Annotated in this window: 25 protein-coding genes; 17 read left to right on the top strand and 8 right to left on the bottom strand. The window is 56.8% G+C overall.

What is annotated here, in order from left to right:
* Positions 1 to 23 precede the first annotated feature (23 nt).
* Positions 24 to 446, bottom strand: coding sequence for an NUDIX hydrolase (locus ACR0FB_RS04060; protein WP_253285020.1), 423 nt, complete (start codon positions 444 to 446; stop codon positions 24 to 26).
* A gap of 286 nt (positions 447 to 732) precedes the next feature.
* Between ACR0FB_RS04060 and ACR0FB_RS04055 the strand changes: the two genes are divergently transcribed.
* Genes ACR0FB_RS04055 through ACR0FB_RS04030 form a run of 6 tightly spaced genes read left to right on the top strand, consistent with a single transcriptional unit; the run spans position 733 to position 5959 of the window.
* Positions 733 to 1542 carry a DeoR/GlpR family DNA-binding transcription regulator gene (locus tag ACR0FB_RS04055; protein ID WP_480620152.1) on the top strand — a complete coding sequence of 270 codons (810 nt, stop codon included), beginning with the start codon at positions 733 to 735 and terminating at the stop codon, positions 1540 to 1542.
* A gap of 58 nt (positions 1543 to 1600) precedes the next feature.
* Positions 1601 to 2575, top strand: coding sequence for a phosphate/phosphite/phosphonate ABC transporter substrate-binding protein (gene phnD, locus ACR0FB_RS04050; protein ID WP_171636055.1), 975 nt, complete (start codon positions 1601 to 1603; stop codon positions 2573 to 2575).
* Between the two features lie 60 nt (positions 2576 to 2635).
* Positions 2636 to 3430 (top strand): phosphonate ABC transporter ATP-binding protein, encoded by a 795-nt coding sequence (gene phnC / locus ACR0FB_RS04045; protein WP_170651922.1) that lies wholly within the window; start codon positions 2636 to 2638, stop codon positions 3428 to 3430.
* Positions 3427 to 4242 carry a phosphonate ABC transporter, permease protein PhnE gene (gene phnE / locus ACR0FB_RS04040; protein ID WP_210092898.1) on the top strand — a complete coding sequence of 272 codons (816 nt, stop codon included), beginning with the start codon at positions 3427 to 3429 and terminating at the stop codon, positions 4240 to 4242. The genes phnC and phnE (ACR0FB_RS04040) overlap by 4 nt, the downstream gene beginning before the upstream one ends.
* Positions 4242 to 5057: a phosphonate ABC transporter, permease protein PhnE gene (phnE, locus tag ACR0FB_RS04035; protein ID WP_171120783.1), complete on the top strand. Its 816-nt coding sequence runs from the start codon at positions 4242 to 4244 to the stop codon at positions 5055 to 5057. Before phnE (ACR0FB_RS04040) ends, phnE (ACR0FB_RS04035) begins: the two co-directional genes overlap by 1 nt.
* On the top strand, positions 5021 to 5959 hold the full coding sequence (locus tag ACR0FB_RS04030; protein WP_480620150.1) for an HAD-IIA family hydrolase: 939 nt from the start codon (positions 5021 to 5023) through the stop codon (positions 5957 to 5959). Before phnE (ACR0FB_RS04035) ends, ACR0FB_RS04030 begins: the two co-directional genes overlap by 37 nt.
* Positions 5960 to 6489: 530 nt before the next feature.
* Here ACR0FB_RS04030 and ACR0FB_RS04025 read toward each other — a convergent pair.
* Together ACR0FB_RS04025 and ACR0FB_RS04020 are read right to left on the bottom strand one after the other, a co-directional pair.
* Positions 6490 to 7668: an acyl-CoA dehydrogenase family protein gene (locus ACR0FB_RS04025; protein WP_171723752.1), complete on the bottom strand. Its 1179-nt coding sequence runs from the start codon at positions 7666 to 7668 to the stop codon at positions 6490 to 6492.
* 193 nt (positions 7669 to 7861) lie between these two features.
* A complete protein-coding gene (locus ACR0FB_RS04020; RefSeq protein ID WP_480620456.1) occupies positions 7862 to 8881 on the bottom strand; it encodes an AraC family transcriptional regulator in 1020 nt (339 codons plus the stop codon).
* Between the two features lie 397 nt (positions 8882 to 9278).
* On the opposite strand from ACR0FB_RS04020, the gene ACR0FB_RS04015 reads away from it, so the two are divergent.
* Genes ACR0FB_RS04015 through ACR0FB_RS03990 form a run of 6 tightly spaced genes read left to right on the top strand, consistent with a single transcriptional unit; the run spans position 9279 to position 16466 of the window.
* Positions 9279 to 10571: an amidohydrolase family protein gene (locus ACR0FB_RS04015; RefSeq protein ID WP_171723751.1), complete on the top strand. Its 1293-nt coding sequence runs from the start codon at positions 9279 to 9281 to the stop codon at positions 10569 to 10571.
* Positions 10572 to 10619: 48 nt separating this feature from the next.
* Entirely contained in the window at positions 10620 to 11603 is a 984-nt protein-coding gene (locus ACR0FB_RS04010; RefSeq protein WP_209833956.1) for a BMP family protein, read from the top strand.
* A gap of 16 nt (positions 11604 to 11619) precedes the next feature.
* The gene (locus ACR0FB_RS04005; protein ID WP_480620148.1) at positions 11620 to 12978 is read left to right on the top strand and encodes an amidase; all 1359 of its coding nucleotides are present in this window, start codon (positions 11620 to 11622) and stop codon (positions 12976 to 12978) included.
* Positions 12975 to 14495, top strand: a complete 1521-nt coding sequence (locus ACR0FB_RS04000; RefSeq protein WP_480491235.1) for an ABC transporter ATP-binding protein — start codon at positions 12975 to 12977, stop codon at positions 14493 to 14495. The genes ACR0FB_RS04005 and ACR0FB_RS04000 overlap by 4 nt, the downstream gene beginning before the upstream one ends.
* The gene (locus ACR0FB_RS03995) at positions 14485 to 15528 is read left to right on the top strand and encodes an ABC transporter permease (RefSeq protein ID WP_480620146.1); all 1044 of its coding nucleotides are present in this window, start codon (positions 14485 to 14487) and stop codon (positions 15526 to 15528) included. Before ACR0FB_RS04000 ends, ACR0FB_RS03995 begins: the two co-directional genes overlap by 11 nt.
* The gene (locus ACR0FB_RS03990) at positions 15525 to 16466 is read left to right on the top strand and encodes an ABC transporter permease (RefSeq protein ID WP_480620144.1); all 942 of its coding nucleotides are present in this window, start codon (positions 15525 to 15527) and stop codon (positions 16464 to 16466) included. Before ACR0FB_RS03995 ends, ACR0FB_RS03990 begins: the two co-directional genes overlap by 4 nt.
* A 255-nt stretch (positions 16467 to 16721) precedes the next feature.
* Here ACR0FB_RS03990 and ACR0FB_RS03985 read toward each other — a convergent pair whose 3' ends face one another.
* The 4 genes from ACR0FB_RS03985 to ACR0FB_RS03970 all read right to left on the bottom strand — a co-directional run bounded on the left by ACR0FB_RS03985 (position 16722) and on the right by ACR0FB_RS03970 (position 20138).
* Positions 16722 to 17537 carry a hypothetical protein gene (locus ACR0FB_RS03985; protein WP_480620142.1) on the bottom strand — a complete coding sequence of 272 codons (816 nt, stop codon included), beginning with the start codon at positions 17535 to 17537 and terminating at the stop codon, positions 16722 to 16724.
* Between the two features lie 156 nt (positions 17538 to 17693).
* On the bottom strand, positions 17694 to 18584 hold the full coding sequence (locus tag ACR0FB_RS03980) for a cation diffusion facilitator family transporter (RefSeq protein ID WP_480620140.1): 891 nt from the start codon (positions 18582 to 18584) through the stop codon (positions 17694 to 17696).
* Between the two features lie 164 nt (positions 18585 to 18748).
* A complete protein-coding gene (locus ACR0FB_RS03975; RefSeq protein WP_480620138.1) occupies positions 18749 to 19657 on the bottom strand; it encodes a c-type cytochrome in 909 nt (302 codons plus the stop codon).
* 13 nt (positions 19658 to 19670) lie between these two features.
* Positions 19671 to 20138 carry a c-type cytochrome gene (locus ACR0FB_RS03970; protein WP_171636035.1) on the bottom strand — a complete coding sequence of 156 codons (468 nt, stop codon included), beginning with the start codon at positions 20136 to 20138 and terminating at the stop codon, positions 19671 to 19673.
* An 86-nt stretch (positions 20139 to 20224) separates the two neighbouring features.
* Here ACR0FB_RS03970 and ACR0FB_RS03965 point away from each other — a divergent pair, with 86 nt between their 5' ends.
* The 3 genes from ACR0FB_RS03965 to ACR0FB_RS03955 all read left to right on the top strand — a co-directional run bounded on the left by ACR0FB_RS03965 (position 20225) and on the right by ACR0FB_RS03955 (position 23369).
* Entirely contained in the window at positions 20225 to 21070 is an 846-nt protein-coding gene (locus ACR0FB_RS03965) for a LysR family transcriptional regulator (protein ID WP_171723745.1), read from the top strand.
* A 251-nt stretch (positions 21071 to 21321) separates the two neighbouring features.
* Positions 21322 to 22725, top strand: coding sequence for a sensor histidine kinase (locus tag ACR0FB_RS03960; RefSeq protein WP_480620136.1), 1404 nt, complete (start codon positions 21322 to 21324; stop codon positions 22723 to 22725).
* Positions 22722 to 23369: a response regulator gene (locus tag ACR0FB_RS03955; RefSeq protein ID WP_171636032.1), complete on the top strand. Its 648-nt coding sequence runs from the start codon at positions 22722 to 22724 to the stop codon at positions 23367 to 23369. Before ACR0FB_RS03960 ends, ACR0FB_RS03955 begins: the two co-directional genes overlap by 4 nt.
* A 237-nt stretch (positions 23370 to 23606) precedes the next feature.
* Here the strand turns inward: ACR0FB_RS03955 and ACR0FB_RS03950 are convergent, their stop codons facing one another.
* Positions 23607 to 24530: a LysR family transcriptional regulator gene (locus ACR0FB_RS03950; protein ID WP_480620134.1), complete on the bottom strand. Its 924-nt coding sequence runs from the start codon at positions 24528 to 24530 to the stop codon at positions 23607 to 23609.
* Positions 24531 to 24647: 117 nt separating this feature from the next.
* Between ACR0FB_RS03950 and ACR0FB_RS03945 the strand changes: the two genes are divergently transcribed.
* Positions 24648 to 25274, top strand: coding sequence for a pyridoxamine 5'-phosphate oxidase family protein (locus ACR0FB_RS03945; RefSeq protein ID WP_171636030.1), 627 nt, complete (start codon positions 24648 to 24650; stop codon positions 25272 to 25274).
* A 59-nt stretch (positions 25275 to 25333) separates the two neighbouring features.
* The gene (locus ACR0FB_RS03940; protein WP_480620132.1) at positions 25334 to 26314 is read left to right on the top strand and encodes an alpha/beta fold hydrolase; all 981 of its coding nucleotides are present in this window, start codon (positions 25334 to 25336) and stop codon (positions 26312 to 26314) included.
* Positions 26315 to 26363 lie beyond the last annotated feature (49 nt).

The raw sequence follows: 26363 nt of genomic DNA, 5'->3' as shown, positions 1-26363 counted from the left end.
TCCCGGTTCTTTCATGCCCTTCCTCATGCAGCCTGTCGAAGTTTCTTTATGACAATTTTGACTTCTGGATTGTCTGTCAGATTGTTAAGCAAATCTGACAGGTCGCTTTCTTGAACCAACTTTGCGGCCTTTGCCGGTGAAAACCAGTGACGCGTACGTTCACCTTTTTCCTTCCAGCGTCGCTTCAGCTTTTCGACGACCATCGGATAAAGGGTGACGCGGCAGCGAACGCTGCTTTGCCCCTCGTATCGTTTATCATAGAAAAAATGACCGATTGGCCGTTTCGATATGGTGCCGACGGCGCCTGCTTCTTCTTGCGCTTCGATTTCAGCGGCTTGCCATGGTTTTTTGCCGTCCATCAGCCATCCTTTCGGGATAACCCACCGGCCGGTATCCCGCGAAGTGACCATAAGAACGCGCAACTTGCCAGCCTTGTCCCAGCGCATCGGAAGCGCCGCAATCTGATCTGCCGTTTCGCTGTCACTCATGCCGCCTCTCAATGCCACACGATCAAGAACCAAAAGGAAGCAGTCTTATTGGCAAGTTGGCCGGTCAACGCTTTGCCTTGGCTCGTATTCTGAATTTGATCAGCCTGTGCATCTTTGCTTTGCGCTTCGAAATACTTGTGTTCGCTCGAATTCTCACAACGTTCCGAGGGTTATGCAACAAAAAATATTGCATTATGACCGAAAGCCCACAAAAGTGGATTTCGAAACCTAGTCGGGTCGTCGGATGTCCAAAACTAAAACGCGCGGCAAAATGTCTGAAAAGAGCCACAGCCGGGTAAAGAAATCCGACCGGCGCCAGCAGATATTGCTGGAACTGAAGCTGCGCCCGCACGTTCGCATCAACGAACTGGCGCAGCGGTTCAACGTCTCCACCGAGACGGTACGCAGAGACTTCGATGCTCTGTCGAATGATGGCTTGATAGCGCGGGCACACGGGGGGGCATCGGCCGCCGCGCAAGGGCACTATCCGGGTTTGGATGAGCGAACAAACGCTCAGGTTGAGGAGCGTGAACGAATTGGCGCCACAGCGGCAGAAGTGATCCAGAGCGGTGAAACGGTCATGATCGATTCCGGCTCGACCACAATCGAAATGGCACGTGCACTGGCTTATATTGGCACACCTTGCACCGTAATCACCAATTCCATTCCCGTAGCCATGACCCTTGGCCATGGGGCTGCACAAGTGCTGTTATGCCCGGGGGAATACTTGGCAACCGAGTCTGCAACGATCGGAACCGAGACGCTGGAGTTTCTGTCCCGTTTCAACGTCGACAGGTGCATGATCGGTTCCTCTGGGTTTTCGACCGATGGACCTTCAGAAACAGTGCGCGGCTTTGCGGCAATAAAGAGGGCAATGCTGTCGCGAGCCGAGAAACGGCACCTTCTTGTCGATTCCGGGAAATTCGGCCGGAAAGGCCTGTCTCAAGTAGGGGACCTTGACGACCTGGATTCGATAATCACCGACAAAAAACCAACAGGAGAATTGCGTAACGCCATTGAAAGCGCCCGGGTCGACGTTCTCGTCGCCGGGTAGATATGAAATGACTGATTAACAGCGGATAAAAAGCACCGCACTTGACTGGGAGGAAAACATGAAGATCGATATCAAACTATTGCTTGGGGCATCTGCAATCGCGCTCATGTCGATAAGTGGAACGGCGTCGGCGCAGGATTGTCCACGCGGTGACTTGGACGAGCGTTTTTGTGATGCCGACGGGGATTTGATCGCGGATATCCCCACAGATCCTTCCGAGCAGATAGATCCCGACACTTTGATTTTTGCCTATACGCCGGTTGAAGATCCCGCCGTATACAAAACCGCGTGGTCAGATTTTCTTGACCATTTGAAAGCAGAAACTGGCAAGGACGTCGTCTTTTTCCCTGTTCAAAACAACGCGGCCCAGATCGAGGCGATGCGTTCGGGGCGTTTGCACATTGCAGGCTTCAACACCGGTTCCAACCCACTGGCGGTAAACTGCGCCGGGTTCCGCCCCTTCACAATCATGGCTTCGAAGGACGGAAATTTTGGTTACGAGATGGAGATCATCACCTATCCAGGTTCGGGCATCGAAAAGGTCGAAGACATCAAGGGGAAACAACTGGCTTTCACATCGCCTACATCCAACTCGGGATTCAAAGCGCCCTCGGCGATCCTGAAAAGCGATTTTGATCTTCTGCCCGAACGCGATTTCGAACCTGTCTACTCGGGCAAGCACGACAACTCGATCCTGGGTGTCGCCAACAAGGATTACCTGGCGGCATCCATCGCGAATTCGGTAAAATCCCGGATGATCTCGCGCGATGTGATCAAGGAAGATGATGTCGTTACGATCTACAAGTCGCAGACCTTCCCGACCACAGGGTTTGGCACCGTTTACAACCTGACGCCCGAGTTGCAGGAAAAAATCCGCAATGCGTTTTTTAGTTTCGAATGGGAAGGCACGACACTGGAGGCGGAGTTCTCAAAATCGAACGAAGGCCAATTCCTTGAGATGACCTATCAGGAATTCTGGGACGTCATTCGTAAAATTGACGCGGCAAATGGCGTCTCTTACGCCTGCCAGTAATTTTTGGCTCATCCGGCGGGCCTGAAAGGGCCCGCTGTTCACCCTAATCTGGGACATTTCATGCTGCGTCTTCAAAAGCTGACGAAAACATACAAGACCGGAGATCAGGCGCTGAAGGCCATCGATCTTGAGGTTCCAAAAGGACAGGTTCTGGCGTTGATCGGGCCCTCGGGCGCGGGCAAATCGACCATGATCCGTTGCATCAACCGCTTGGTTGAACCTTCAAGCGGCGGTGTCCTTCTGGATGAGGTTGACCTGACCAAGCTCGGATCGGGCGCGCTTCGGAAAGCACGCCGCGAAATGGGTATGATCTTTCAGGAATATGCGTTGGTCGAACGCCTCACGGTGATGGAAAACGTATTGTCCGGCAGGCTGGGATACGTGGGATTCTGGCGCAGTTTCCTGCGGCGGTATCCGCAGTCGGATGTGGACGAAGCCTTCCGCTTGCTCGATCGGGTCGGGTTGTTACACATGGCTGACAAGCGGGCAGATGAGCTATCTGGTGGTCAACGCCAAAGGGTGGGCATTTGTCGAGCATTGATTCAAAACCCGAAACTGTTGCTGGTTGATGAGCCAACCGCGTCGCTGGACCCAAAGACCAGCCGTCAAATCATGCGGCTGATCACCGAGTTATGTCAGGAACGCGGATTGGCGGCCATCATCAATATCCATGATGTGGCGCTCGCTCAGATGTTTGTTCCCCGTGTTGTGGGACTCCGATTTGGCGAAATTGTGTATGATGGGCTTCCCACCGGCCTTACCCCTGAGAAGCTGACCGAGATCTATGGGGAAGAGGACTGGGAGGCAACCATCGAAAAAGTGGACGAAGATGAAGATGTCGAGGCCGCAGAATGAGCCATCGAGAATTGGACGACATGCTGGGAAAAGGCTGGCGTAAGCCTGCCTTTGTCAAGAACCCAGTGCTCCGCTGGGCATTGCTCCTTGGATTTCTCGCCTACCTGATCGCAGCCTTTATGACCATCGAAGTCGATTGGGGTCGTGTCTATGAAGGGTTGGATCGCGGTTGGGCGTTTGTGCTTGCATTCACCAGCCCAGACTTCATTTCACGGTGGTCAGATATTTGGAGCGGCCTTCTGGAAAGTATCGTGATGACAGTGGCCGCGTCGGTCGTGGGTATCCTGATATCGATCCCGATTGGGCTGGGGGCTGCCCGCAACATCGCGCCATTGCCAGTCTATATGATTTGCCGAGGTATTGTTGCGATAAGCCGGGCATTGCAAGAGATCATCGTTGCCATATTGCTTGTGGCGATCTTCGGCTTTGGCCCGTTGGCCGGATTTCTGACGCTTTCCTTCGCCACCATAGGGTTTCTTTCGAAACTTCTGGCCGAAGATATCGAAGCCATGGACAAGGTTCAGGCCGAGGCGATCAAGGCCTCTGGAGCGCGTTGGCCACAATGGATCAACTATGGAGTTCAGCCGCAAGTGATGCCGCGACTTGTGGGCCTTTCCATGTATCGGATCGACATCAACTTCCGGGAAAGCGCGATCCTCGGGCTTGTGGGGGCTGGTGGAATTGGTGCGACTTTGAACACCGCATTCGACCGCTATGAATACGACACCGCGGCGGCCATTCTCATTCTGATTATCGGCATCGTGATGGCTCTGGAATACCTTTCGGGAATTATTCGAGCGAGGGTTCAATAATGCCGATACTTGAACGCGACGATGCGCAAATCTGGCGTCGCCGGACAACCGGTCAGAGCTTGGTTCGTTGGTTCGGCTGGCTGTTGGGCGTGGCGATCTTTGTTTACTGCTGGCAGCTGATCTCGGAATCGACCACTTGGTTTTTCGTCTGGGACGCGCCCCGCATCGCCAATGATATCTGGACACGGGCAACGCCCCCTAAATGGGAGTACATCACCCAACTGGGCCGCCCGATTTGGGACACGCTAAATATCGCCACATTGGGAACAATCATTGCCCTGTGCATGGCAGTGCCCGTCGCCTTTTTGGCGGCCCGTAACACAACGCCATCGGCCTTGTTCATCCGGCCGATTGCCCTGTTGGTCATTGTCTCGACTCGCTCTATCAACTCGTTGATCTGGGCGCTTCTTCTGATCGCAATTATTGGTCCCGGAGTTTTCGCCGGTGTCATAGCAATCGCCATTCGTTCAATCGGGTTTTGCGCAAAGCTTCTTTACGAAGCGATCGAGGAGATTGATCACACGCAGGTCGAAGCAATCACGGCAACCGGTGCTTCACGCTGGCAGGTCATGGCCTATGGGATCGTACCGCAAATCCTGCCCGCGTTTGCAGGCATTGCTGTTTTCCGTTGGGATATCAACATCCGCGAATCCACGGTGCTCGGGCTGGTTGGAGCCGGAGGTATCGGGTTGCAATTGTCGGCTTCGCTCAACGTTCTGGCTTGGCCACAAGTCAGCCTGATCCTGATTGTCATTCTCGTCGCGGTTATGATCAGTGAATGGGTTTCGGCGAAAGTACGAGGGGCCATCATTTGACCGGTTTCTCTGTGCAAGAAGCTTTTGACGCCTACGAGGCTGTGCGACATCGCCTGCCGCAAACCAGATCTACCGAATTGAGCTATCGCCAGGCGGACACGCTGGAGGACATAGCTCATGAGTTTGACGTGTTCCTCCTCGATGCTTTCGGGGTTCTCAATATTGGTGATACGGCGATCCCGGATACGCCAGATCGGGTCAGGTCGCTGACAGCCGCCGGCAAACGTGTTCTGGTCGTGTCGAATGCCGCCGGGTTTCCCCACGCAACTCTTATGGAGAAGTACAACAGGCTTGGTTACGATTTTGCACCACAAGACGTGATCACCAGCCGGGCCACGTTGTTGTCTGAACTGAACGGCCAAAGTGATTTGCATTGGGGATTGATGGCGGCCCCCAGTGCCGGCCTTCGCGATCTGGAGGGGCTGAAACTGTCCTACCTGGAGGATGACCCGAAGCCCTACGAAACCGTCGACGGGTTCTTGTTGATCGGGTCAGCGGTTTGGAATGAAGCGCGACAAGCCATGTTGGAGGCCACTTTGCAAGAGCGTCCCCGCCCGGTATTGGTCGGCAACCCTGACATTGTCGCTCCGCGCGAGTACGGTTTTTCCAAGGAACCCGGTCTTTACGCGCACCGGCTGGCAGACCGGACAGGCGTCGCCCCTCAGTTCTTTGGAAAGCCTTTCGCCAATATCTATGATATTGCTTTCCAACGTCTCGGACACATCGACAAGTCCCGGGTTCTGATGGTTGGCGACAGCCTTCACACCGACATACTGGGCGCACGAGAAGCAGGCATAGCTTCCGCACTCATCTCGGGATACGGTTTCTTCGCAGGGCATGATGTTGAAGCAGCGATCATGAAGGCAGGGATAGCACCGAACTTTGTTTTAAACCGGCCTTGATGTCAGGGCGTTCCGCTTAGATACGTTTTCCTGTTAACTCGAACATCCGGTGAATCTGCGTTGCGAACATGCCGCCGAAGTGCATGAAGCGCCGCGTGTGAACGGCGGCTTTGGAAAACCATCCTCAAAAACTGAGCTCTGAGCTCATGTCCGGCTTGGGCCGCATTCCGACCTGTGCAAAGCCCGCTTTATGCGCAAGGCCGTCGTCGGCTTAACGGAGCATGTCTGCCTTGAAAGGCTTCCGGTTCGTCAGATTGCAATGTTCCGTAATCGCGATTGGCATGTTTCGGGCTGGATGGAGAGGTCGGGATTATTGATGCGCCCGACTCCCCTGCCCCCACCTTTCACCGTCCCACATGTCAGTGTCGTCAGAAAGCAAAACTTCATACGCTTTGCGCGACCTTGTTCATGGCGAGTTAGCACCACGGTCAACCATTCAGGCAACCGGCCGCAATAATGCGGTACCTTTTGATCTTGCTGATGTCTGCGCAGAATCTCAGATTTGCGCCCATCGAACCGGTGCGGGACATTCAGTCGGTCTCGCCAAAACCTTTCGGTACCGGCAGATCAGGCAGAGTTGCCGCGCGTTTTTGCAAGGCCCGCCCGATGACCACACGGCTGATTTCTGTCGTCCCGTCCACGATCCGCAGCATTTGCGCGAGGCGGGACAAGCGATCCAGGCCGTAGGGTTGCAACAGCCCTGCACCACCCAGGACCTGCGTACAGGTGTTCGCAGCCTTTACTGCGGCATCTGGCACAAACCGTTTGGCATGAGCGGCCATCAAGGGGCCTTCGGGCGTGCCAAGGGAGTCTGCTGCCTTTCGGTAGAGAAGCTTTGAGGCTTCAAGGTCGGTTGCAACCTCGCCCAGCATCCACTGGATCCCGTCCAGATCAAGGTTCCTGCCGCCAAACATCTTGCGGTTCTTGGAATAGGACAACGCCGTATCCAACGCAGATTGCATCAATCCACAGCATCCTGAGGCAATCGAAACACGGGCAATGTCGATGGCCATGAGCGCGCCTTGAAGACCCTGACCAATGGGTAGGATGATGTTGGTTTCATCGACCACGACCTTGTCCATGTACATTTCGGCCAGGGGCAGGAAGTTGTAGGACGGGGTATCGTAAAGCGGCCCAAAGCTGAGGCCCGGTGCGTCGGCGGGAATGGCGATCATCGCCATGTCCTTGTGGCCGGGTGTGTCGCTGGTCTTGACCACAGTGAAATAGATGTCCGCCTCGGTCGCGAGGCTAACCCATGCCTTCGCGCCGCTGATCGTCCATGTGCCGTCGTCATTGACCACGGCGCGTGAATACATGTTTGTTGCGTCCGATCCGGATTGTGGTTCGGTCAGTGCAAAGTTCGCCAGCTTGCGACCAGATGTCAGGTCCCGCGCCCACTTTTCCTTGAAGGCATCTGTGCCATAACCGCAGCCCGCGAAGGTGCAGATGTTATGCATCGACAGGGCAAAGGCATAGGCACCATCGCCCCGTCCCAGTTGTTCATAGACCTGAATGCCTTGCGCCAGCGGCAAGCCCTGACCGCCAAACTCTTCGGGGGCGTAGAGGCCCGCCAGGCCAGCGGCTCCGGCCTTGTCCGAAGCATCGCGCGGCCACTTCTTCGCGGCGTTCCAGGCATCCACATTGGGCAGGATCACCTGCACGGCGTGGTCGCGTGCGGCTTGGAGTATGGTGTCGAGTTTGTCTGACATTGGCGGATCCTTTCACGACGGTCATTCTCAGATGGCGCCACAACCGGGAAGCCATGGATTAGCGGAACGATGAGTTTTTGAGGGCAAAACTTCCGAAAAGAAGTTTTTCTACAGCAAGATCTAGCGATCCTGCCCGCTGGGGACCATCTCGTGCAATGACAGATCATTGTCCAAAAGTGACAAGTCGGGCGCCCTACATTTGCACCCTGCGGTATGAGCTTGGCGTGCTTCCGGTCCAGCGCTGAAAGGCCCGGTGGAAATTGGCCGCCGACGAAAATCCGACATCATGTGCGATGGCTTCAACGCTTTTGCGACCCGCCTGAAGATCACGGATAGCGATATCACGCCGCAGGGCATCCTTGATGGCCTGAAACGATGTACCATCCGCATGCAGCCTGCGGATCAGGGTGCGGGGGGTCATGTGCATCGCGGATGCCGTCTGGGTCAGGGTTGCCGCGTCCCATCCCGATTGGACCAGATAGGTGCGCACCCGCAGCGATTGGGTGTGCTCTCGCGAACTGGTGAAGATCCAGTCTCGGGGCGCGTTTTGCAAAAATCTGTCAAGGTCATTTGTGCTGCGCGCCTGCACCGGACCCAACGCATTCGGATCGAACGAAATCGCGGTGGCACCTTGGCCGAACCGTAGCGGTGCCGGAAAGATGACCGCGTAATCCTGATCAAAGTCGGGGCGCTCAAACACGAAATCGACAGCCTTGACCGGAACTTCGTGCCCCGCCAGCCAAGACATGAGCCCGTGGGCAAGTTTGAGTATCAGCATGTGCCCGAACCGCTGAACTTGAGCCGCGCCCCGTGGCTTCAGCGTAAGCACCAACATGTTATCGGCGTCATCCAGATCAAACTGGTAGTCATCCAGCAACAAGTTCCAGAAGGTCGAAAAGCGATAAAGTGCCGATGAAAGAGACGTGGCTTCCCGGACTGTCGTCAAAAGATGTTGCAGGGCTCTCGGCCGGATTGGGCGGCTCCAAAGCCCCATCATCTCATCACCGGTCTCAACTGCGGCAAGTTGATAGAGACACACGATTTGATCCAGCGTGACGCGACCATGAGGGTGACGCGTATCCGCGACCAAACCCGACCGGGCGAGAAGCGATGCCATCTGAACCTCGGGACATAGCGTACGCAATGCCGTCAGCCAGTCATCGATAAACTGGCTGGAAACCGTGGAAAGGATCGTTGGCGCGACATTGGTCATGACGTGCAAGGAGGTATCACCAATTCCGGTCGAGATGAAACACGGCGAATGTAGGTTGCGGATTGGCAATGTCTTCACCAATCAACGCTCCGGTTGAGCTTTTTTCAGTGGGCTGTCGCCCCTGTTCGCCGCACCGGTCATCAAATATTGCTGTGCGGTGGCGGGCAGAGCTTTTGTTTGCATCGGCAAGCAATCTTGCGGTTGTATTGGGCGCTCTTTTGGCTCGGGGCGTTCATTGCCCCAAATCCCGGGCTGTAGACGGCCAAAGTTTAATCAGTCGGGCTTTGATAATGAGCAGCTGAGAAGCCGTCACAGGCACCAATTCCAAAACATCGCAAAAATAAATAGCAATTTTTTTGAATACTTTTACCATGTGGTCAAATTAGGGGGCAGATGAATGTTTGACATCATCATCAGAAAGGCCAGCTTGCCGGATGGCCGCGAACCGGTGGATATTGCGATCAACGGCGACCGTGTTGCAGAAATTGCCGCTGACATCATGGGTGAGGCGCGCGAAGAAATTGATGCAACGGGCCGCCTAGTTTCACCTCCGTTCGTCGACCCGCACTTCCATATGGACGCCACCCTTAGCCTCGGGTCGCCACGTATGAATGTTTCGGGCACGCTTTTGGAGGGCATCGCGCTTTGGGGAGAACTAAAGCCCCTTCTGACGCCCGAAGCGGTGATCGAGCGGGCCATGCGATATTGCGATCTGGCCGTGTCGCAGGGATTGCTGGCCATCCGTTCGCATGTGGATGTTTCGTCAACTCCGTTGGTGGGTGTCGAAGCTTTGCTGGAAGTGCGCAAGCTTGTTGCCCCCTATATTGACCTGCAATTGGTGGCATTCCCGCAAGATGGCCTCTATCGATCAGAACATGCCGAAAAGAACCTGATCCGGGCGCTCGATATGGGGGTCGATGTGGTGGGCGGTATCCCGCATTTTGAACGCACGATGTCGGAAGGCGCTCGATCGGTCACGAGGCTGGCCGAGATTGCCGCGGATCGCGACCTGATGCTGGACCTGCACTGTGATGAAAGTGACGATCCGATGTCGCGCCATGTGGAAACCCTCGCCTATGAGACCACACGCCTTGGGCTCGGGGGTCGTGTGACTGCAAGCCACGTCACGGCGATGCATTCATACGACAATTACTATGCCTCGAAGCTTGTTCCGCTGATCGCGGAAAGCGGCATGAACGTCGTACCGAACCCGCTTATCAATATCACGCTGCAAGGCCGCTCGGACACTTATCCGCGCCGCCGTGGCCTGACCCGCGTACCAGAATTGCGTGCAGCAGGTGTGAACGTTTCCTTCGGGCAGGATTGCACCATGGATCCATGGTATTCTCTTGGGTCCGCCGACATGCTGGAAGTGGCCCATATGGGCGTGCATGCGGTGCCGATGACATCCCGCGAAGCGATGGAATGGGCTTTCACATCCGTTACCCAGAACGGTGCCAAGACCATGGGTCTGCCTGACCCGACAATTCGCAAAGGCGGCCCAGCCAACATGGTTGTGCTGCAAGCGCGTGACCCGATTGAAGCTGTTCGTATGAAAGCCACACGTCTTGCCGTCATCAAAAACGGCAAGGTGCTGGCGCGTACCGAACCAAGACTGGCCGCGCTTTCCTTGCCCAGCCGCCCCTCGACCCTGGATCCCGCGGATTACGCGCCCAGGCCCAATATTTAGGAAGCCCAAGAACAAGAATAGTTGCCACCAACAGAAGAGGATACTCCGATGAAACTCACCACTACACGTCGTCAACTGATGGTCGGCGCCGCGGCCATGCTGGCCCTGCCGGCTTATATCCGCCGCGCCAATGCACAATCTGCAACCCGCGTCGCTGGCGTGCATATGTCTCCGGTCGAAAATGCATGGAACAGCCGGATCCACGTGGCGATGCAGGAAGCCGCCGAGGCTGGCCTGATCGAATATGAGTTTTCAGAGGGTGTGGCTCCGACCGACTATCCCCGTGCGATGCGCGAATACGCCGAAGGCGGCGCGCAAATCATTTGGGGCGAGTCTTACGCGGTGGAACGCGAAGCACGCGAAGTGGCGGGTGATTACCCCGATACCGCGTTTTTGATGGGGTCCTCCGGCGGACCGGAGGGCGACAATTTTGGCGTCTTCGGCACCCGCAACCACGAGGCGGCCTATCTGGCCGGAATGCTTGCCGGCCAAATGTCGGAAAGCAATGTTTTTGGTTCCGTCGGCGGTTATCCGATCCCCGAGGTGAACCTCCTGATCAATGCTTTCCGGATGGGCGTCAGTGAAGTGAACCCTGACGCCACTTTCCTTAACGGTTTCATCGGAGCATGGTTTGATCCGGCTCGCGCGCAGGAAGCCGCGATTGCCCAGATCGACGCGGGCGCGGACATCCTGTTTGGTGAACGCATTGGCACCGCTGACGCCGCTCAGGCGCGCGGCGTGAAGGCCATCGGTTCACTGATAGATTATACACCGCGCTATCCCGGCACGGTCTTTGCCAACGCGATATGGAACTATGGGCCAACCATCGAAGCCATCGTGGCGGATGTTCAGGCCGGCAATCCCACCGGGCGCAATTATACCGAATATTCCTTCATGGCTCATGGCGGCAATGAGCTGATCTATGTCGCCGACGAAGTGCCTGCCGACGCCGTCCCTGCGATGGAGGCCAAACAGGCCGCGATCCAATCCGGCGAATGGGACGTTCCGATCGACGAAAGCGAGCCCTCCTGATCCCGGCGGCTTTGACGTGACCGATGCCACGGCTCTTGCTGCTGCCGTTTCTGCGGGGCAGATCACTGCCACCGATGCGATGGAAGCAAGCCTTTCCGCCTGCCACGCGCAGGCGGATCTGGGCGCAGTGGTGTTCCTGGACGAAGACATGGCCCGCGCCGGCGCGAGGGCGGCAGATGCAGCGCCATCTGATCGACGTGGGCCCTTTCACGGGGTTCCGTTCCTGGTCAAAGACCTCGGCGGTTCCGCCAAGGGACTGCCCGCTGCTGCCGGGTCCGCGGCAATCCGCGCGCAAGGGCGAAAATCCGAAAGTGACAGCTGCCTGTTGCAGGATTTGCGCCAGACCGGCCTGATCCCTTTTGGTGTCTCGGCAACACCGCCATTCGGCCTTTCCCTGACATGCGAACCAGATGGCATGGCTGCGGCCCGCAATCCGTGGAATCCCGCGTTGACGCCCGGTGGCTCATCTGGCGGCGCCGCGGCTGCGGTTGCAGGCGGCATCGTCGCTATTGCTCATGCCACGGATGCGGCCGGATCTATCAGAGTCCCAGCCGCGTGCTGCGGCTTGACCGGGCTCAAGCCGTCTCGTGGTGCGGTGCCCGGGGGCCCTGATTTCGCCAATCACCTGATGGGGATAGCGTCAGAACTGGTTCTGGCGCGGTCCCTACGCGATGTGGAAACCGCCTTTCAAGCCGTAGCCCAGCCCATGGCCCCGGTACATCCGGCGGACCACCCCCGCATTGCATTGGCACTGCCCGAGCGTTGCGGAACTGACCAGTGCAAAGCCGCCAAGGATGCGGCTGACGCTCTGCGCGATGCAGGCTGCGAGGTGCATGACATTTGTACCCCGGACGAGATGGGGGCCGAGGCTCATGCAATTGCCCGAACGATACTGGCTGTTTCGCTGGCCGAGTGGCTCATTGCACTCAGGATATCTGATGACCAGGTTCCACCGCTTGCCGCTGCCATGGCTGCCGAGGGCCGTGCCACATCCGCCACCGCGCTTTTTGCGACCTCAAGACAGCTTGCGCGCCTGACATATCGTGCTCGCAAGATTTTCAGTTCTGTGGATGCTGTCCTGATGCCGATCCTATCGCTTGCGCCGCCTGTTATCGGCACTTTGGACCTTTCTGGCGCCTCCGCGGATGAACACATGGCGCGGTTGGAGGCCTTTGCCCCAAACGCAGCACTTGCCAATGTCGCGGGCTTGCCGGCTTTGGCATTGCCCTTTGGAATGGCAAGTGGCCTGCCAATCGGTGTGCAACTGATGGGACCACCCGGCTCGGATCTTGCGTTGCTGAAACTTGGCGCTCTGATCGAGGCGCGTGCGCCCGAACTTACCTTTCCGTCTCCAATCGCAGGCCTGCCCACATGAACAAGGTTCTGGAACTTCACGGCATAACAAAGCGTTTTGGAACGCTTACCGCCAATGATGATGTGACCCTGTCATTGGCCCAGGGTGAAATCCTTGCATTGTTGGGTGAAAATGGCGCGGGTAAGACGACGCTGATGAACATCCTGTTCGGCCATTACGCAGCCGACGAAGGCTCTGTCAGGGTGTTTGGCAAAGCGTTGCCTCCGGGTCTGCCCCGCGCAGCGATCGAGGTGGGTGTGGGCATGGTACACCAGCACTTTACGCTTGCGGGCAACCTCACGGTTCTTGAAAACGTCATGCTTGGTTCAGAACCCCTGACACGCGCACGGTCCGCACGTGGCGAGGCGCGCGCAAAGTTGTTGCAGATCGCGGATCGGTTTGGTCTGCCCGTGAACCCCGACGACAGGATCAAGTCCCTTTCCGTGGGTGAACGTCAACGCGTCGAAATTCTGAAAGCGCTGTACCGAGACGCGCGCATACTGATCCTGGATGAACCCACGGCCGTTCTGGCCCGACCCGAAGCAATGCGCCTGTTCGAGACGCTGCGCGACATGACGAAAGAGGGTCTGTCGCTTATCTTCATCAGTCACAAACTGCATGAGGTCATGGCGGCCTCTGACCGTGTGGCCGTTCTTCGTGGCGGTAGGTTGGTCGCGGAACGCAGGACCTCTGAAACCACCCCCGGAGAGTTGGCGGAATTGATGGTTGGCCGCAAAGTGGAACGGCCCGTTCGTCAAGACCACGAGATTGGCGCGCCGGTTCTGGTCGCAAACGATGTGCGCGTGGAAAAAGACGGTGAATTGCGGCTGGATGACGTGTCATTCACTGTCCACGCTGGCGAGATCCTTGGTATCGTCGGCGTATCAGGCAATGGTCAGGCCTCGCTTGGCGGGCTGTTGTCTGGGCTGATCCACCCTGGCGCCGGGAAGTTGACACTGCTGAACAAGGATATCGGCCATCTGGGCCCGCGCGGCATGATCCAAGCTGGCGCAGGCAGGGTACCGGAAGACCGCCATGCAGAAGGTGTCGTGGGTGAATTGAGCCTGTGGGAAAATGCAGTTCTTGAACGTCTGCGCACACTAGAGTTTTCGCGCCGAGGCTTTGTCCGACAACGCGCTGCCCGAGAATACACCGCAGGGCTTATCGAACGATTTGATATCCGAGGGGCCAGTCCCGACACGCGCACACGGCTGCTGTCTGGCGGCAACATGCAAAAGCTGATCCTGGGGCGAGTCCTGACCAACGGACCGCGTTTCGTGCTCGCCAACCAGCCGACGCGGGGCCTTGATGAAGGGGCAATTGCCGCAGTTCATGCCGAGCTTCTGGCCGCACGGGCCGAGGGTGCTGCGATCCTGCTAATTTCGGAGGAACTGGAAGAAGCCGTAGCTCTTTCAGACCGGATACAGGCCATCGTAAAGGGTCGATTGTCGAAACCGATATCCGCTGATGAGGCTGACCCGCAACGCCTTGGCCTGATGATGGCAGGTGTCTGGAAGGAAGATGATGATGCGGCTTGAACGACGCACATATGTACCGCTGTACCTTGTGGTCATTGCTCCGCTGGCCGCGATCTTTACCGCGTTGTTATTGGCTGCGGGTCTAATCGCAGCGGCAGGTGTGAACCCGCTGACTGCCTATGGTGAAATGCTGACCGGCGCGCTTGGTTCGCGCCTTTCGATCACCGAGATGCTGACCCGCGCCACGCCGCTGATATTTACCGGGCTTGCCGCGGCCGTCGCCTTTCGGGCGCGTCTTTGGAACATCGGCGGCGAGGGGCAGTTCTTCGTCGGCGCGCTGATTACCGCGTGGATCGGGCATTCTCTCGGGGTTTCCGGATGGATCGGGATTCCGATTTTGATGCTGGCGGGCATGGCGGCGGGTGCGGCCCTGTTGGCGGGCCCCGCTTATTTGCGCCTGCGTTTCGGGGTGGATGAGGTGGTGACGACCCTACTGCTCAACTTCATTGTGATCCTTTTCGTCGGCCTCATGATCGAGGGTCCGATGCGCGATCCGATGGCCTTTGGCTGGCCTTCCTCAGTGCCCGTGAGCGGAGTGTACCGCCTGCCGGATCTTATTCCCCGCACACGCCTTCATATCGGGTTGCTTTTTGCCATCGCGGCAGCAGGTGTTGTTTGGCTGATCCTGGCCCGCACGGTTTTTGGTGCTGAAACACGCGCCGCAGGCTTGAACGCCAGTGCCGCCGCCTTTGCCGGAATTTCCCTTCCAAAAACGATCATGGGTGTGGCCCTGCTGTCAGGCGCTTTGGCAGGGCTGGCAGGTTCCGTCGAAGTCATGGGTGTTACAGCCGGGGTCACGACAACCATGAGCCCCGGATTCGGCTATGCCGGCATCGTCGTCGCAATGCTGGCCGCATTGCATCCGGCGGGTGTGGTCGCCGCCGCGGTTTTCGTCGCCACCGTTTTTGTCGGGGCCGATGCCATGAGCCGCGCAACCGGCGTTCCCAGCTTCATTGCCGACGTGATCGTGGCGCTCTGCCTGCTCACCATGATCGTGGCCCTTCTTTTCACAACTTACCGGGTGCGCCGATGAGTGATGCAATTGACCTGCTGCTGAATACCAGCCTCTGGGCGTCCGTGCTGCGTATCGCAACGCCGCTTATTTTCGGAGTCCTCGGCGCGTTGCTCTGTGAACGTTCGGGTGTTCTCAATCTGGGGATCGAGGGGATTATGACCATGGGCGCGATGAGCGGTTGGCTTGCCGTCTACATGGGCGCGCCTTTGCTGGTTGGCCTGATGATAGCGGCACTTTGCGGCTCAATGTTGGGATTGCTGCACGCCATGCTAACGGTCCCGCTTGGATTGTCGCAACATGTCTCGGGGCTTGGCATCACGCTGTTTGCATCCGCGCTGGCCTACTACCTTTACCGGTTGCTTGTCGAAGTGGGCGATCTGCCCCCGACGATAGTACCTTTCCAGCCACTCGATGTTCCGGGTGTTTCCGATATCCCCATTTTGGGTCCGATCCTGTTTTCCCAGGCTCTGCCGACCTACCTCGCTCTGTTTGCGGTGGCTGTGATGGCCTACGCCCTTGCCCGGACACCGCTGGGGCTGGCCATTCGCATGACCGGTGAAAACCCGCACGCGGTTGAGGCGCAGGGGCTGAACCCCATTCGCATTCGCATTGGTGCAGTGGTTGTCGGATCAGCGTTGATGGCAGTGGGTGGCGCGTTCCTTACGACAACGGCGTTCAACAGTTTTTTCCCGGGCATGGTTCAAGGACGCGGGTGGATCTGCATCGCACTGGTTGTGTTCGCAAGTTGGCGGCCTGGCAAGGCGTTGATCGGTGCCGTGCTGTTTGCTTTTTTCGATGCATACCAGTTGCGGCTGCAAACGGCGATTGAAGGCGTGCCATATCAACTCTTCCTGATGGCGCCCTATGTGCTTTCCATCGTCGCGCTCGTTCTTGTGGCCCGCAGGGCCGAGGTGCCTGCCGCGCTGATGGCACCCTATCGGCGCGGTGAACGTTAGGATCAGGGTTCACAACCAGAGGATGACTGGTCGTTGCAAACGCGAAAGGGCAGGAAATACATGACACATCGCCAATAGCGGATTGCGGAATTGCAGCCTGTGCCTTTCATGTTGGGTGGGACCTTGAGCCAACACCTTGGGCAAGAAGCCATTGTTCCCAATGCAGTACGCCGATATCCGCTGGCAATAACGTAAATGAAAGGCGGCTTCTGACAATGAGAGGCCGCCATTTGTCTTTCGTTCTGACGTAGTTGCCTAGTTGCCTGCCGACTGCAATCTCCGACGGTCAGCGGCGGTTGCATTTCTCTCAACGACAGTCCGGTTGTATGGGTCTTTCAACTCATAACGGCCAAACTCGATCTCTTCTTTCCAGCCATTGGCATAGTTCACTTCGATATTATTGCCCTGACGTTCAACTTTCGTCGGGCGGCTTCCCGCAGTACCTCCTTGGCCGGACGAGCGCACGTTGTCGATGGAGATACCATCTGCCAATGACCGGAGCCTTGAGACATCGGCGCCTGTCGCCAGCCGTTCTTCCACAGTGCGGTTCTGAGCATTCTTCCTTTCATACCGACCGTTTTCGATTTCTTCCTTGGTTCCATCGGCATAGCGCACTTCGATGCCGTTGGCGTTCGTCTCAACCTTCGTTATGCCGGCAGAGCGCGATGACCCGCCGCCTAACCGGGATTGATCCTTTTTGCCGCTGCCTCGATTTGAACGCTTCGAGTCATCATCGTCGTCATCGTCATCGTCGTCGCGACCACCTTTGCCGGATCCGGAATTGTCGTCCCGATCATCGTCGCGGTCATCGTCCCTGTCGTCGTCGCGATCACCACCGCGACCACTGTTGCCCGACCCCGAGTTGTCGTCCCGTTCGCCGCCACGATCATCCCCTCGGTCGTCATCGCCTCCATCCCCGTCTTTTCCGCTGCCACTTTTGGCAAAGGCATAGGCTGGTTCAAGGTGCAGGCGACCTTCCGCGTCAAACTTCGGCACGTAAGGCGTCGCGGCAATCAACGAAGCCAGTGCTGCTGTGCTGAGAAGCTGGCCCAGTTTTCCTTGAAGTTTCATTTTTTCGCCTCCGGTTCTGTTCGACCCAACTCATGGTGTCGGTGACAGGTTATCCGGGGCTTTGCGTCCCAACATCGGGCTTAGGTCTGATGGATTGCGGGCCGAACGTCCCCGCCAAAACCACGACTTCGGTCGTAGTCGATTGCACCAAGTGGTTTAAGAAACCTGGTTCGGTTGTGCTCCGTTACCCTTCAGCTCGTCATCGGGTTCGAGATGAATGACAAAAACAGAACCCGGATAAAGACGTTCCAATGCGTGTTCGATTTCATTGCAGATGTCATGGGCTGCGCTGACCGGCATTGCGCCGTCCACAACAAGGTGAAACTCGACGAAGATGACATTCGCGGATCTGCGCCCCTTGAGGTCGTGGTATTCCAGCGCAGCGCCCCGATTGTTTTCAATGGTGCTGGAAACAACCTGCAAGTCATGTTCAGAAAGGCTCACATCCATCAGGCCGTCAACGGACGCACGAATGACTTTCCAACCTTCCCACAGGATGTTCAGCGCGACCAGAATTGCAAGGATCGGGTCAAGGACAAGCCAGCCGGTGACAAGTGCAAGTGTGAGCCCCGCGATGACACCAACTGACGTCATGACATCTGTAAAAATGTGCCGCGCGCTTGCCTCCAATGCAGGTGAACCCTCGCGCCTGCCGACTTTAAGCAACAGGTAGGCCCATGCGCCATTCACGCCCGTTGCAATGACATTGACGGCGATTCCAAGAAAAGGCGCATCCTCAAGATGTGGATAGGGAAGGGCCAGCACGGCCTCTCTGATGATCAAGAACGCCGCCAACACAATCAATGCGCCCTCGACGACAGCGGAAAGATACTCGGCTTTCTTGTGGCCAAAGGGGTGGTTTTCATCAGGGGGCTTGTTTGCGACCCGAACCGCAAAATAAGCCAGCAGGGCCGCTGCGACATTGACGGTGGATTCCATCGCGTCCGACAACAACGCCACCGAACCTGTCAGCCACCAGGCCAGCAGCTTCAGGGCCAGTACCGCCAGGGATATCGGAATGGACCAAAGCGCGATTTTTTGTGTCATTTGGCCACGACCCTCAATCAATCCTGAACAGAAACGCGGGCGTGTGCTGCGTTCCGGTGCCCAGAACGTAAAACAGGAGTTTGGCGAAAAGGGAATAGGCCTTGCGGCTTCGTGCTGACGGCTGGCAAGGACATCTGGCATCGGCCGCATGGCGCCAAAGAGGGTTACTCTGACGGCGAGTCTGTCGGTGACGCGGGCACGGCCTTGAGATAGGCCGCAATCGCCAGACGGTCGTCATCCGTAAGGCGGGATGTGTTTTCGATGACTTCGACCATCTCACCACCCGCGCTATCATAATCCGGCGTGAAACCGGATTTCAGATACTCGGCAATATCAGCCTCGGACCAATCCAGTTGGGCAGAAGTCAGCCCGGGGATGCGTCCCTTTCCGCTGGGGTTTGGTGCACCTGTCAGCCAGAGATCGCGTTTCAGGCCCCCTAGCCCGTTACGCGGCGTGTGACATTCTGCGCAATGTCCCAACGCCTCTACCAGGTATCGGCCTTGAATTTGCTGGTCAGTCAGATCGCCTTCCACAACCCAGCACGGTTTCAGATACAACAGCTTCCACCCGCCCAGCCCGCGTCGAATATTGAAAGGAAAGCCAACCTCGTGCGCTGCGCTTTGGCTTGGAACCGCCGGCAGAGTGCCGAGGAAGGCATGCAGTGAAACAACGTCCTCGGCTGACATGTTGGCGTAGGACGTATAGGGAAATGCGGGGAAATAGTGCTGTCCTTCGGGCCCGGTCCCGTGAAGCAGAGCATTGGCCAGATCTAATGAGGACCACGATCCGATGCCGGCAACCGGGTCACTGGATATGTTCGGGGCTACGAAGGTGCCGAAATCCGACGCAAACCGACGACCGCCAGCGAGTACCAGCTTTTCCTCACCCGTTGCGTTCGGAGCAGAATGACAGGACGCGCATCCAGCCGCGTAAAACACTGCCTCACCTCGACTGAGATCAGGGACAATCCCGTTCAGTTGTGTCTGGTCAACTGTTTTCGGACGGGTCAGCACCAAACCGACCAGCCCGACCAGTACAGCGATACCTGCGGCGAAAATGAACAAACGCCGCATGGCCAGCGCTCCTTTAGTCTTTCGGTGCCCTGTAAGCCTTATGACATGCCGAGCATGATCCGCCCAGATCACCCATCGCCGCCTTAAGGGCATCAACATCCTGGCCTGCCGCCGCCTGCATCGCAACGGCGGCTTCCGCCATGGCCTGACCTTTTGCGCTTACATCCGGAAAGTTCTCCCAGATGGCTGGCAAGGCCCGGGTGGACGGGTCGGACGCATTGTCGGATCCGGCAGGCCACATCGCAGATTGATCGATCTGCGTCAGAACAACCAGGTTATTTGCGGCCCGTGTTGCTGCCTCGGCATCATATTCAATCTCTCCCTTGGCCATGCCGCCCAACGTGCCAAGATTGAAGGCATAGAGCTGCATGATTGAGGTCCGAGCCTTCACCGCAGGATTTTCGCTTTCATGGGCGATGGCTGATCCAATAACGGCTACCGACAACAAACCTGCCGCAACGGCCGGGATTTTCTTGATCATTGTGCGTCTCCCTGTTCAATGCGTCGAATACTAGCCTGAACATTTTTTCTTGTAATTGTTTGTTATTTGTTGCTCCTTGTTAATTTATGCACAACCAAAACTGGGATGATCTTCGATACGCGCTGGCCGTAAGGAAACACGGATCACTGAATGCGGCTGCCGGGGCGCTTGGTGTCACTCATGCAACGGTGCTGCGCAGAGTCGCCGCGCTTGAAGACCGTTTTGGATGCGTGATCTTTCAAAAACACCCGTCAGGGTACACTGCCCTACCCGAGGCCAGAGCTATTCTTTCGGCGATGGAAAGCGTTGAAGAGGCCGTACTTTCCGTAGAGCGGGCAATTGTGGGGGCAAACCGGTCCCCTGCGGGTCAGGTCCGCATTGCGTCTACGGACAGCCTTTGTCAGTTTGTATTGCCCCAAATTCTGACTGAGATATCGCGGCTTTATCCCGATTTGGAGCTGACTTTGTTAAGCGGCAACAGCCATCATGATCTGTCAAGGTTGACCGCGGACATCGCAGTGCGACCCTCGATCAAACTTGAAGAAGGGCTTGTCAGCGAACGTGCGGGAACATTGTCATTCGGCGTTTTTGACGACGGTTCCCCAAACCGAAAATGGATGAGGCTTGATGGAGCGTTGAGCCGCTCGCTTCCCGCCAAATGGCTGGCCGAACATGTCAGCGCCGATGAAATGACCAACGGGGCAGACAGCTTTTTGGTGCTTCAACAGATGGCAGCATCCGGGGTGGGCAAAACGATCCTGCCCTCGTTTATTGGGAACGCGGATCCTAGGCTTCATCGGTCGTCAGAAATTGATCCCAGAATAGATGTCCCGCTGTGGGTGGCGGCTCTGGACGAGATAGCGCGCACTCCGAGATTTGCCATCGTGCAAAGAGCTTTGGTTGAACGCCTTTCCATTGTTCTGCCGGGGTGACAAATCAAAAATCTCGCCCGTAGGTATGGCTCCTCCAAGGACGGCTTTGGGCCGATGCGCTGATCGTCTGGACGGAGTTTTGAGCGAGCTCCGTGTACTTCCTGCAAGGCCACGCGTGCTTTCTGTCTGCCGCCTGCGCGATTGCGCGACCGAGGGTTCTGACATGATCCGAGTTCCGAATCCGAACGCTGGTGAGTTCAGACCAAGGTCGGTGGCGCGGTCAGGGAATGTCGTTCATAGTTGATCACGAAATGAGACCCGAGATTTCTGATCTGTCAGTTCGCAATTGGTCATTGTCGCGCGTTTTTCTTGCGGCTTGCATTGTCGTGATGGGAACGGCCATCGCGATAGTTGGCGCATGGGTGTCAAATCGGATCGAGAATGCAGTTGTCCAAAATTCTGCCAATTCCGCAGCGCTGTATATGGAGAGCATCGTATCCCCTCTCAGCCAGGAACTTGCATACGGGGATCGTCTTTCCGATCAAGCAAGGCGGGCGCTGGACGAAATATTCATGACCCAGCCGATGCGGGACCGCATTGTGTCTTTCAAGTTTTGGAAACAAGGCGGCGTGATCGCGCACGCGTCGGATCCAACCATCATTGGACGCCGTTTCGACCCGACTGATGATCTGAGCCGAGCCTGGAGCGGAGCGATTTCGGGTTCTTTCGAAGATCTCGACCATGCCGAAAGCGCCGCAGAAGCAGCACTTGGGATCCCGCTACTTGAAGTGTACAGCCCGATCCGCGAACTCTGGTCAGGCGAAATTATTGCAGTTGCAGAGTTTTACGAGAAAGCCGAACAGCTGGAAGTTGATATGGCCAAAGCCCGCCGGACAAGCTGGCTGGTCGTCGGGTCAGCATTTGCAGCAAGCACAATCGTGCTGTTTTCCATCGTGGCAATCGGTGACAACACCATTCGACGTCAGGGGCGCCTGTTGGAGCGGCGTCTGAAAGAGAGTGAGCAGATGGCAGAGCAGAACGCCAGGCTGCGGTCGCGCGTGGTCGAAGCGTCGGAACGATATGCCACGCAAACAGACCGGTTTCTGAAGAAGCTTGGTTCCGAGCTTCACGACGGTCCCGCTCAATATCTGTCCCTCGCGGCCCTCAGGTTGGAGGCGGCGTTCTCGGACAGGCATGAAAAGCCTGCTGAGGCCGAGGAGATTCAACAGTCTTTGCAGAAGTCCCTGGCCGAAATTCGCGCGTTGTCGCGGGGGTTGTCCGCTCCGGACATCGACAATCTGGCGCTGATTGATGTGGTGAAAAGAGCGATAGAAGATCACTCGGAACACAGCCCGTTACGGCCGGATGTTTCACTTCAGGGAAGCCAGACGATCGAGTTGTCCGTGTCCGACAAGCTGTGTGTTTTCCGGTTCCTTCAGGAAACGCTTTCCAACGCCGCCAGGTATGCTCCGAATTCTCGATGCACGGTCATTTGCGAGGCGCATAACGATCGGGTCGTCATTCATGTCAACGATGACGGGCCCGGATTTGACCCCTCGGACGGAAAAGTACTGCGTGACGATGGAGGCCAGGGGCTCTTGGGTTTGCGAGATCGGGTTGAGAGTATCGGCGGCAGGTTCGAAGTCAGGTCAAGCCCTGGCAAAGGTACCTCTGTCACAATGATACTATTTCCCAGAAAGATGAGTACGTCATGACAACATCTGTCGTAATAGCGGATGATCACCCGATTTTCAGGGACGGTTTGCACCGGACATTGGACGAAGCCGATGGGTTCGAAGTTCTCGCTGCCGGCTCGAGCGCGGATGAGGCAATTTCACTTGTCAGCATTCATCAACCTGACATCGCCATCCTCGATCTTTCGATGCCCGGGGGCGGCATAAATGCGACGCGAAAAATCGCGGCCATGGCAAACCCGCCATTTATCGCGATATTGACGGTCTCGGAAAACAACAGTGACGTTGCGGATGCTTTGGAAGCAGGGGCAATCGGCTACATCGTCAAAGGTGTGACGGCTAGCGAACTGACGGCCTCACTGCGCAGCATCGCCGCAGGTGAAGGATTCGTGTCACCCGGGTTGGCCTCGCGCGTGCTGCTTCAGATCAACAGAGAGGCAGAAGCTTCCAAAGACAGTGATGTTCTGGATGATCTCACACATCGCGAGGAAGAAATACTTCGACGTGTGGCGAAGGGGATGAGCAATCGGGAGATCGCAGATCAACTGGATCTTCAGGAAAAAACCGTAAAGCACTACATGACGGCAATCCTCTCCAAGCTCCACGCCCGAAACCGGGTCGAGGCCGCGCTGATCGCGCACGATGCCTGGGGCAAGACCGACTAAACCATGGGTCAAACGTGATTGCATGCTCAATGCTGGCCCTATCGCTTCGAAAAGCGTGTGCACCCGGGATCTGAGATTTCAGTTTCGTGCCGGCAAATCTAGTTGGTGGCAAGCTTTGTTGCACATGTTCGCCCTTGCGCTGTACCACCTCAAAGCGCATGCCCAAAGTGATCTGTCGGTCAGGGCCTTGGCGACCCTGGCCGCGACCGGATGGTGTGGTTCGGCAGATCTTTTGGCCTAACTCTCAGGCCTGTGCCGGAATCCATGCAAATAGGGGTCGGATTTGAGACGCTTGGCCGCAAAATCGACAAAAGCGCGCACTTTTGCAGACACGGTGCGGCCCTCTTGATGCACAAGATGGATGGGGATTTCGGGTGGTTCATACGAATTCAGAACGGTCCTGAGCCGCCCGTCCGCAACGTAGGGTGCAACCTGATAGGATAAAAGCCGCCCGATGCCATGCCCTTGCAGCGCCAGCTCGATCACCGCGTCATTGGTGTTCATGCTGATGCGTGGATTCACGCGCTTTGTCACGACCGTTTCGCTTTTTTGAAAATGCCATTGGGCCGAGGCGTGCAGGGCGGTTGAGTTTATGATCGCGTGATTGGCCAGGTCGTCGGGTGTGTCTGGTTCGCCGCGCGCATCAAGATATGCCGGAGCGGCAAACACGACCTGCCTCACCGCGCCACATCTCACCGCCATCAGGCTTGAATCTGCAAGGTTTCCAATCCTGATCCCGACGTCGAGGCCTTCATCCACCAGATTGACCACGCGGTCCACATAGAGAGTGCGCGCAGAGAGCTTTGGATGCAGTTCCAGAAATTCACCCAGAATCGGAGTGACGAACATGCGGCCGAACAACACCGATGCGGTCACGCTGAGTTCCCCGGTCGGTTCGGCATAGGATCCGACGGCGGCACGCTCTGCCTCCTCGAGATCCACCAGAATGCGTCTGGCATCTTCAAAGAACCTTCGCCCGCTGTCCGTCAGCATGACTGATCGCGTGGTGCGCACAAAAAGACGAAGCCCCAGGCTGTCCTCCAGCATGGAGACCAGTCGGGTTACCGTTGGTGGCGACATATTGAGGTGGCGCGCTGCGGCCGCGAAGCCTTTCAGCTCGGCCACCTTCACAAAAACGCTCAGAGCGTGAAATCTATCCAAACTACTATTCCATATTTTGGAATAATATATTGCCAATTAGGGATATTCTGCAACACCAAGGCTTGGACTAGCTTCACCTCAACCCCAGGGCTCTGCCCGGCTGAGATGGAGAATTCAATGTCACGTCCTTTTGCAGAAATCACTTTTACGCCTTCCGTACGTGCAACACAGGCCAAGAACAAATCGGCTGAAGGTTATGCAAAGTTTCTGGCCGGCGCTGTTCAGGAAGACCTCATCAGCCCGGTCGAGGCCAGCTTCATCGCACAAAGGGACGGCTTCTATCAGGCGACCGTCTCTGAAACCGGCTGGCCTTATGTTCAATTCCGCGGCGGACCGGCAGGCTTTCTGAAAGTGCTGGATGAACGGACGCTGGCCTACGCAGATTTTCGCGGCAACCGGCAATATCTGAGCGCAGGTAACCTGCTGAACAACGACCGCATTTCTCTGATCCTGATGGACTATCCCAACCGGAGACGCCTCAAGATCTGGGGCCGGGCGAAACTTGTTGATGGCGCGGATGATCCGGCCCTGACGCAACGTTTGAGTGACCCGAATTACAGGGGCCACCCGGAGCGGGCCATTGTGATCAAGCTTGAAGCGATGGACTGGAACTGCCCGCAGCACATCCCCCAACGCCTGACCCTGGAAGAGTTTGAAGAGCATATGGCACCGCTTCGCGATGAACTGGCGGAACTGAAAGCTCAAAACACAGAGCACAAAGAAAAGCCCGGCCAGAAACGCTGACCGATGCTGAACCCCGCGCGTTCAGACGCGCCCCCAAAACCCCAAGAAAGGAAATACCCATGTCGCGCAATGTGAAATCCATCCTGAGCGCAAGTCTTCTCGCGCTTACCATCGCGGTGCCATTAACTCCGGCCCCTGCAATCGCAAGTGAGACCGGCATTGAAGCCACCCAAGCGGTAAATTTCCGCGCAGAAAAAATCGGCGAGGTCAATATCGCCTATCGTGAGGCCGGAGACCCGAGCAGGCCAACCGTTCTTTTGCTTCATGGGTTTCCGACCTCGTCACATATGTTCCGCAACCTTATCCCCGAACTGGCCAAGAACTATCACGTGATCGCGCCCGATTTCCCCGGATTTGGGGCCTCGGACATGCCGCAAGCCGAAGACTTCGAGTATTCCTTTGCGAATATCGCCGAAATCATGACGTCTCTGCTGGATCGGAAGGGTGTCGATCAATACGCGGTCTATCTGATGGACTATGGTGCCCCGGTTGGATTCCGAATGTTTGCCGAACAACCCGAACGGGTCACTGGCTTCGTCATTCAGAACGGCAATGCGTATGAGGAAGGGCTGCGCGAATTCTGGGACCCGATCAAAGCCTATTGGGCCGACCCCTCGAAAGAGAATGGCGACCAGCTTCGAGGGTTTCTTACTCTGGATGCGACCAAGTGGCAGTTCACCCACGGTGTACAGAGGCTGGAACTGATCAGCCCGGATAACTATTGGCACGTCCAATACCTGCTTGATCGCGAAGGTAATCAGGAGGTGCAACTTGAACTTTTCCTGGACTACGGCACCAACGTTGCCGAGTACCCGAAATGGCAGGCGTTGTTTCGTGAGCATCAACCACCTGCGCTGCTGATGTGGGGTAAGAATGATCACATCTTTCCGGCCGAAGGCGCCCTGCCCTATCAACGCGACCTGAAGGATCTTGAGTTTCATCTGCTTGATACCGGACACTTCGCGCTGGAAGAATATGGGTCTGAAATTGCGGAACAGATGACTGCATTCCTGAACCGCATCACCGCCGCCGGCAACTGATGCGCAACTGGCCGCGCCTCGATCAAGGGCGCGGCCTCATGTTTGGAGA

The organism is Ruegeria sp. P10 (genome assembly GCF_056534925.1).
The sequence above is the reverse complement of the archived record's forward strand: the minus strand, read 5'-3'. Positions and strand labels throughout refer to the sequence as shown.

Excerpts from the sequence above, each read along its gene's own strand:
- ACR0FB_RS03940 (WP_480620132.1), top strand. The coding sequence starts at position 25,334 with ATGTCGCGCAATGTGAAATCCATCCTGAGCGCAAGTCTTCTCGCGCTT.
- ACR0FB_RS03945 (WP_171636030.1), top strand. The coding sequence starts at position 24,648 with ATGTCACGTCCTTTTGCAGAAATCACTTTTACGCCTTCCGTACGTGCA.
- ACR0FB_RS04030 (WP_480620150.1), top strand. The coding sequence starts at position 5,021 with ATGGGTTTCGGCGAAAGTACGAGGGGCCATCATTTGACCGGTTTCTCT.
- ACR0FB_RS03960 (WP_480620136.1), top strand. The coding sequence starts at position 21,322 with ATGAGACCCGAGATTTCTGATCTGTCAGTTCGCAATTGGTCATTGTCG.
- ACR0FB_RS03990 (WP_480620144.1), top strand. The coding sequence starts at position 15,525 with ATGAGTGATGCAATTGACCTGCTGCTGAATACCAGCCTCTGGGCGTCC.
- phnC (WP_170651922.1), top strand. The coding sequence starts at position 2,636 with ATGCTGCGTCTTCAAAAGCTGACGAAAACATACAAGACCGGAGATCAG.
- phnE (WP_210092898.1), top strand. The coding sequence starts at position 3,427 with ATGAGCCATCGAGAATTGGACGACATGCTGGGAAAAGGCTGGCGTAAG.
- ACR0FB_RS03975 (WP_480620138.1), bottom strand. The coding sequence starts at position 19,657 with ATGCGGCGTTTGTTCATTTTCGCCGCAGGTATCGCTGTACTGGTCGGG.
- ACR0FB_RS03955 (WP_171636032.1), top strand. The coding sequence starts at position 22,722 with ATGACAACATCTGTCGTAATAGCGGATGATCACCCGATTTTCAGGGAC.
- ACR0FB_RS03980 (WP_480620140.1), bottom strand. The coding sequence starts at position 18,584 with ATGACACAAAAAATCGCGCTTTGGTCCATTCCGATATCCCTGGCGGTA.
- ACR0FB_RS03970 (WP_171636035.1), bottom strand. The coding sequence starts at position 20,138 with ATGATCAAGAAAATCCCGGCCGTTGCGGCAGGTTTGTTGTCGGTAGCC.
- ACR0FB_RS04060 (WP_253285020.1), bottom strand. The coding sequence starts at position 446 with ATGCGCTGGGACAAGGCTGGCAAGTTGCGCGTTCTTATGGTCACTTCG.
- ACR0FB_RS04025 (WP_171723752.1), bottom strand. The coding sequence starts at position 7,668 with ATGTCAGACAAACTCGACACCATACTCCAAGCCGCACGCGACCACGCC.
- ACR0FB_RS04020 (WP_480620456.1), bottom strand. The coding sequence starts at position 8,881 with ATGACCAATGTCGCGCCAACGATCCTTTCCACGGTTTCCAGCCAGTTT.
- ACR0FB_RS04055 (WP_480620152.1), top strand. The coding sequence starts at position 733 with ATGTCCAAAACTAAAACGCGCGGCAAAATGTCTGAAAAGAGCCACAGC.
- phnD (WP_171636055.1), top strand. The coding sequence starts at position 1,601 with ATGAAGATCGATATCAAACTATTGCTTGGGGCATCTGCAATCGCGCTC.
- ACR0FB_RS04010 (WP_209833956.1), top strand. The coding sequence starts at position 10,620 with ATGAAACTCACCACTACACGTCGTCAACTGATGGTCGGCGCCGCGGCC.
- ACR0FB_RS04000 (WP_480491235.1), top strand. The coding sequence starts at position 12,975 with ATGAACAAGGTTCTGGAACTTCACGGCATAACAAAGCGTTTTGGAACG.
- ACR0FB_RS03965 (WP_171723745.1), top strand. The coding sequence starts at position 20,225 with ATGCACAACCAAAACTGGGATGATCTTCGATACGCGCTGGCCGTAAGG.
- ACR0FB_RS03995 (WP_480620146.1), top strand. The coding sequence starts at position 14,485 with ATGCGGCTTGAACGACGCACATATGTACCGCTGTACCTTGTGGTCATT.
- ACR0FB_RS04015 (WP_171723751.1), top strand. The coding sequence starts at position 9,279 with ATGTTTGACATCATCATCAGAAAGGCCAGCTTGCCGGATGGCCGCGAA.
- phnE (WP_171120783.1), top strand. The coding sequence starts at position 4,242 with ATGCCGATACTTGAACGCGACGATGCGCAAATCTGGCGTCGCCGGACA.
- ACR0FB_RS03985 (WP_480620142.1), bottom strand. The coding sequence starts at position 17,537 with ATGAAACTTCAAGGAAAACTGGGCCAGCTTCTCAGCACAGCAGCACTG.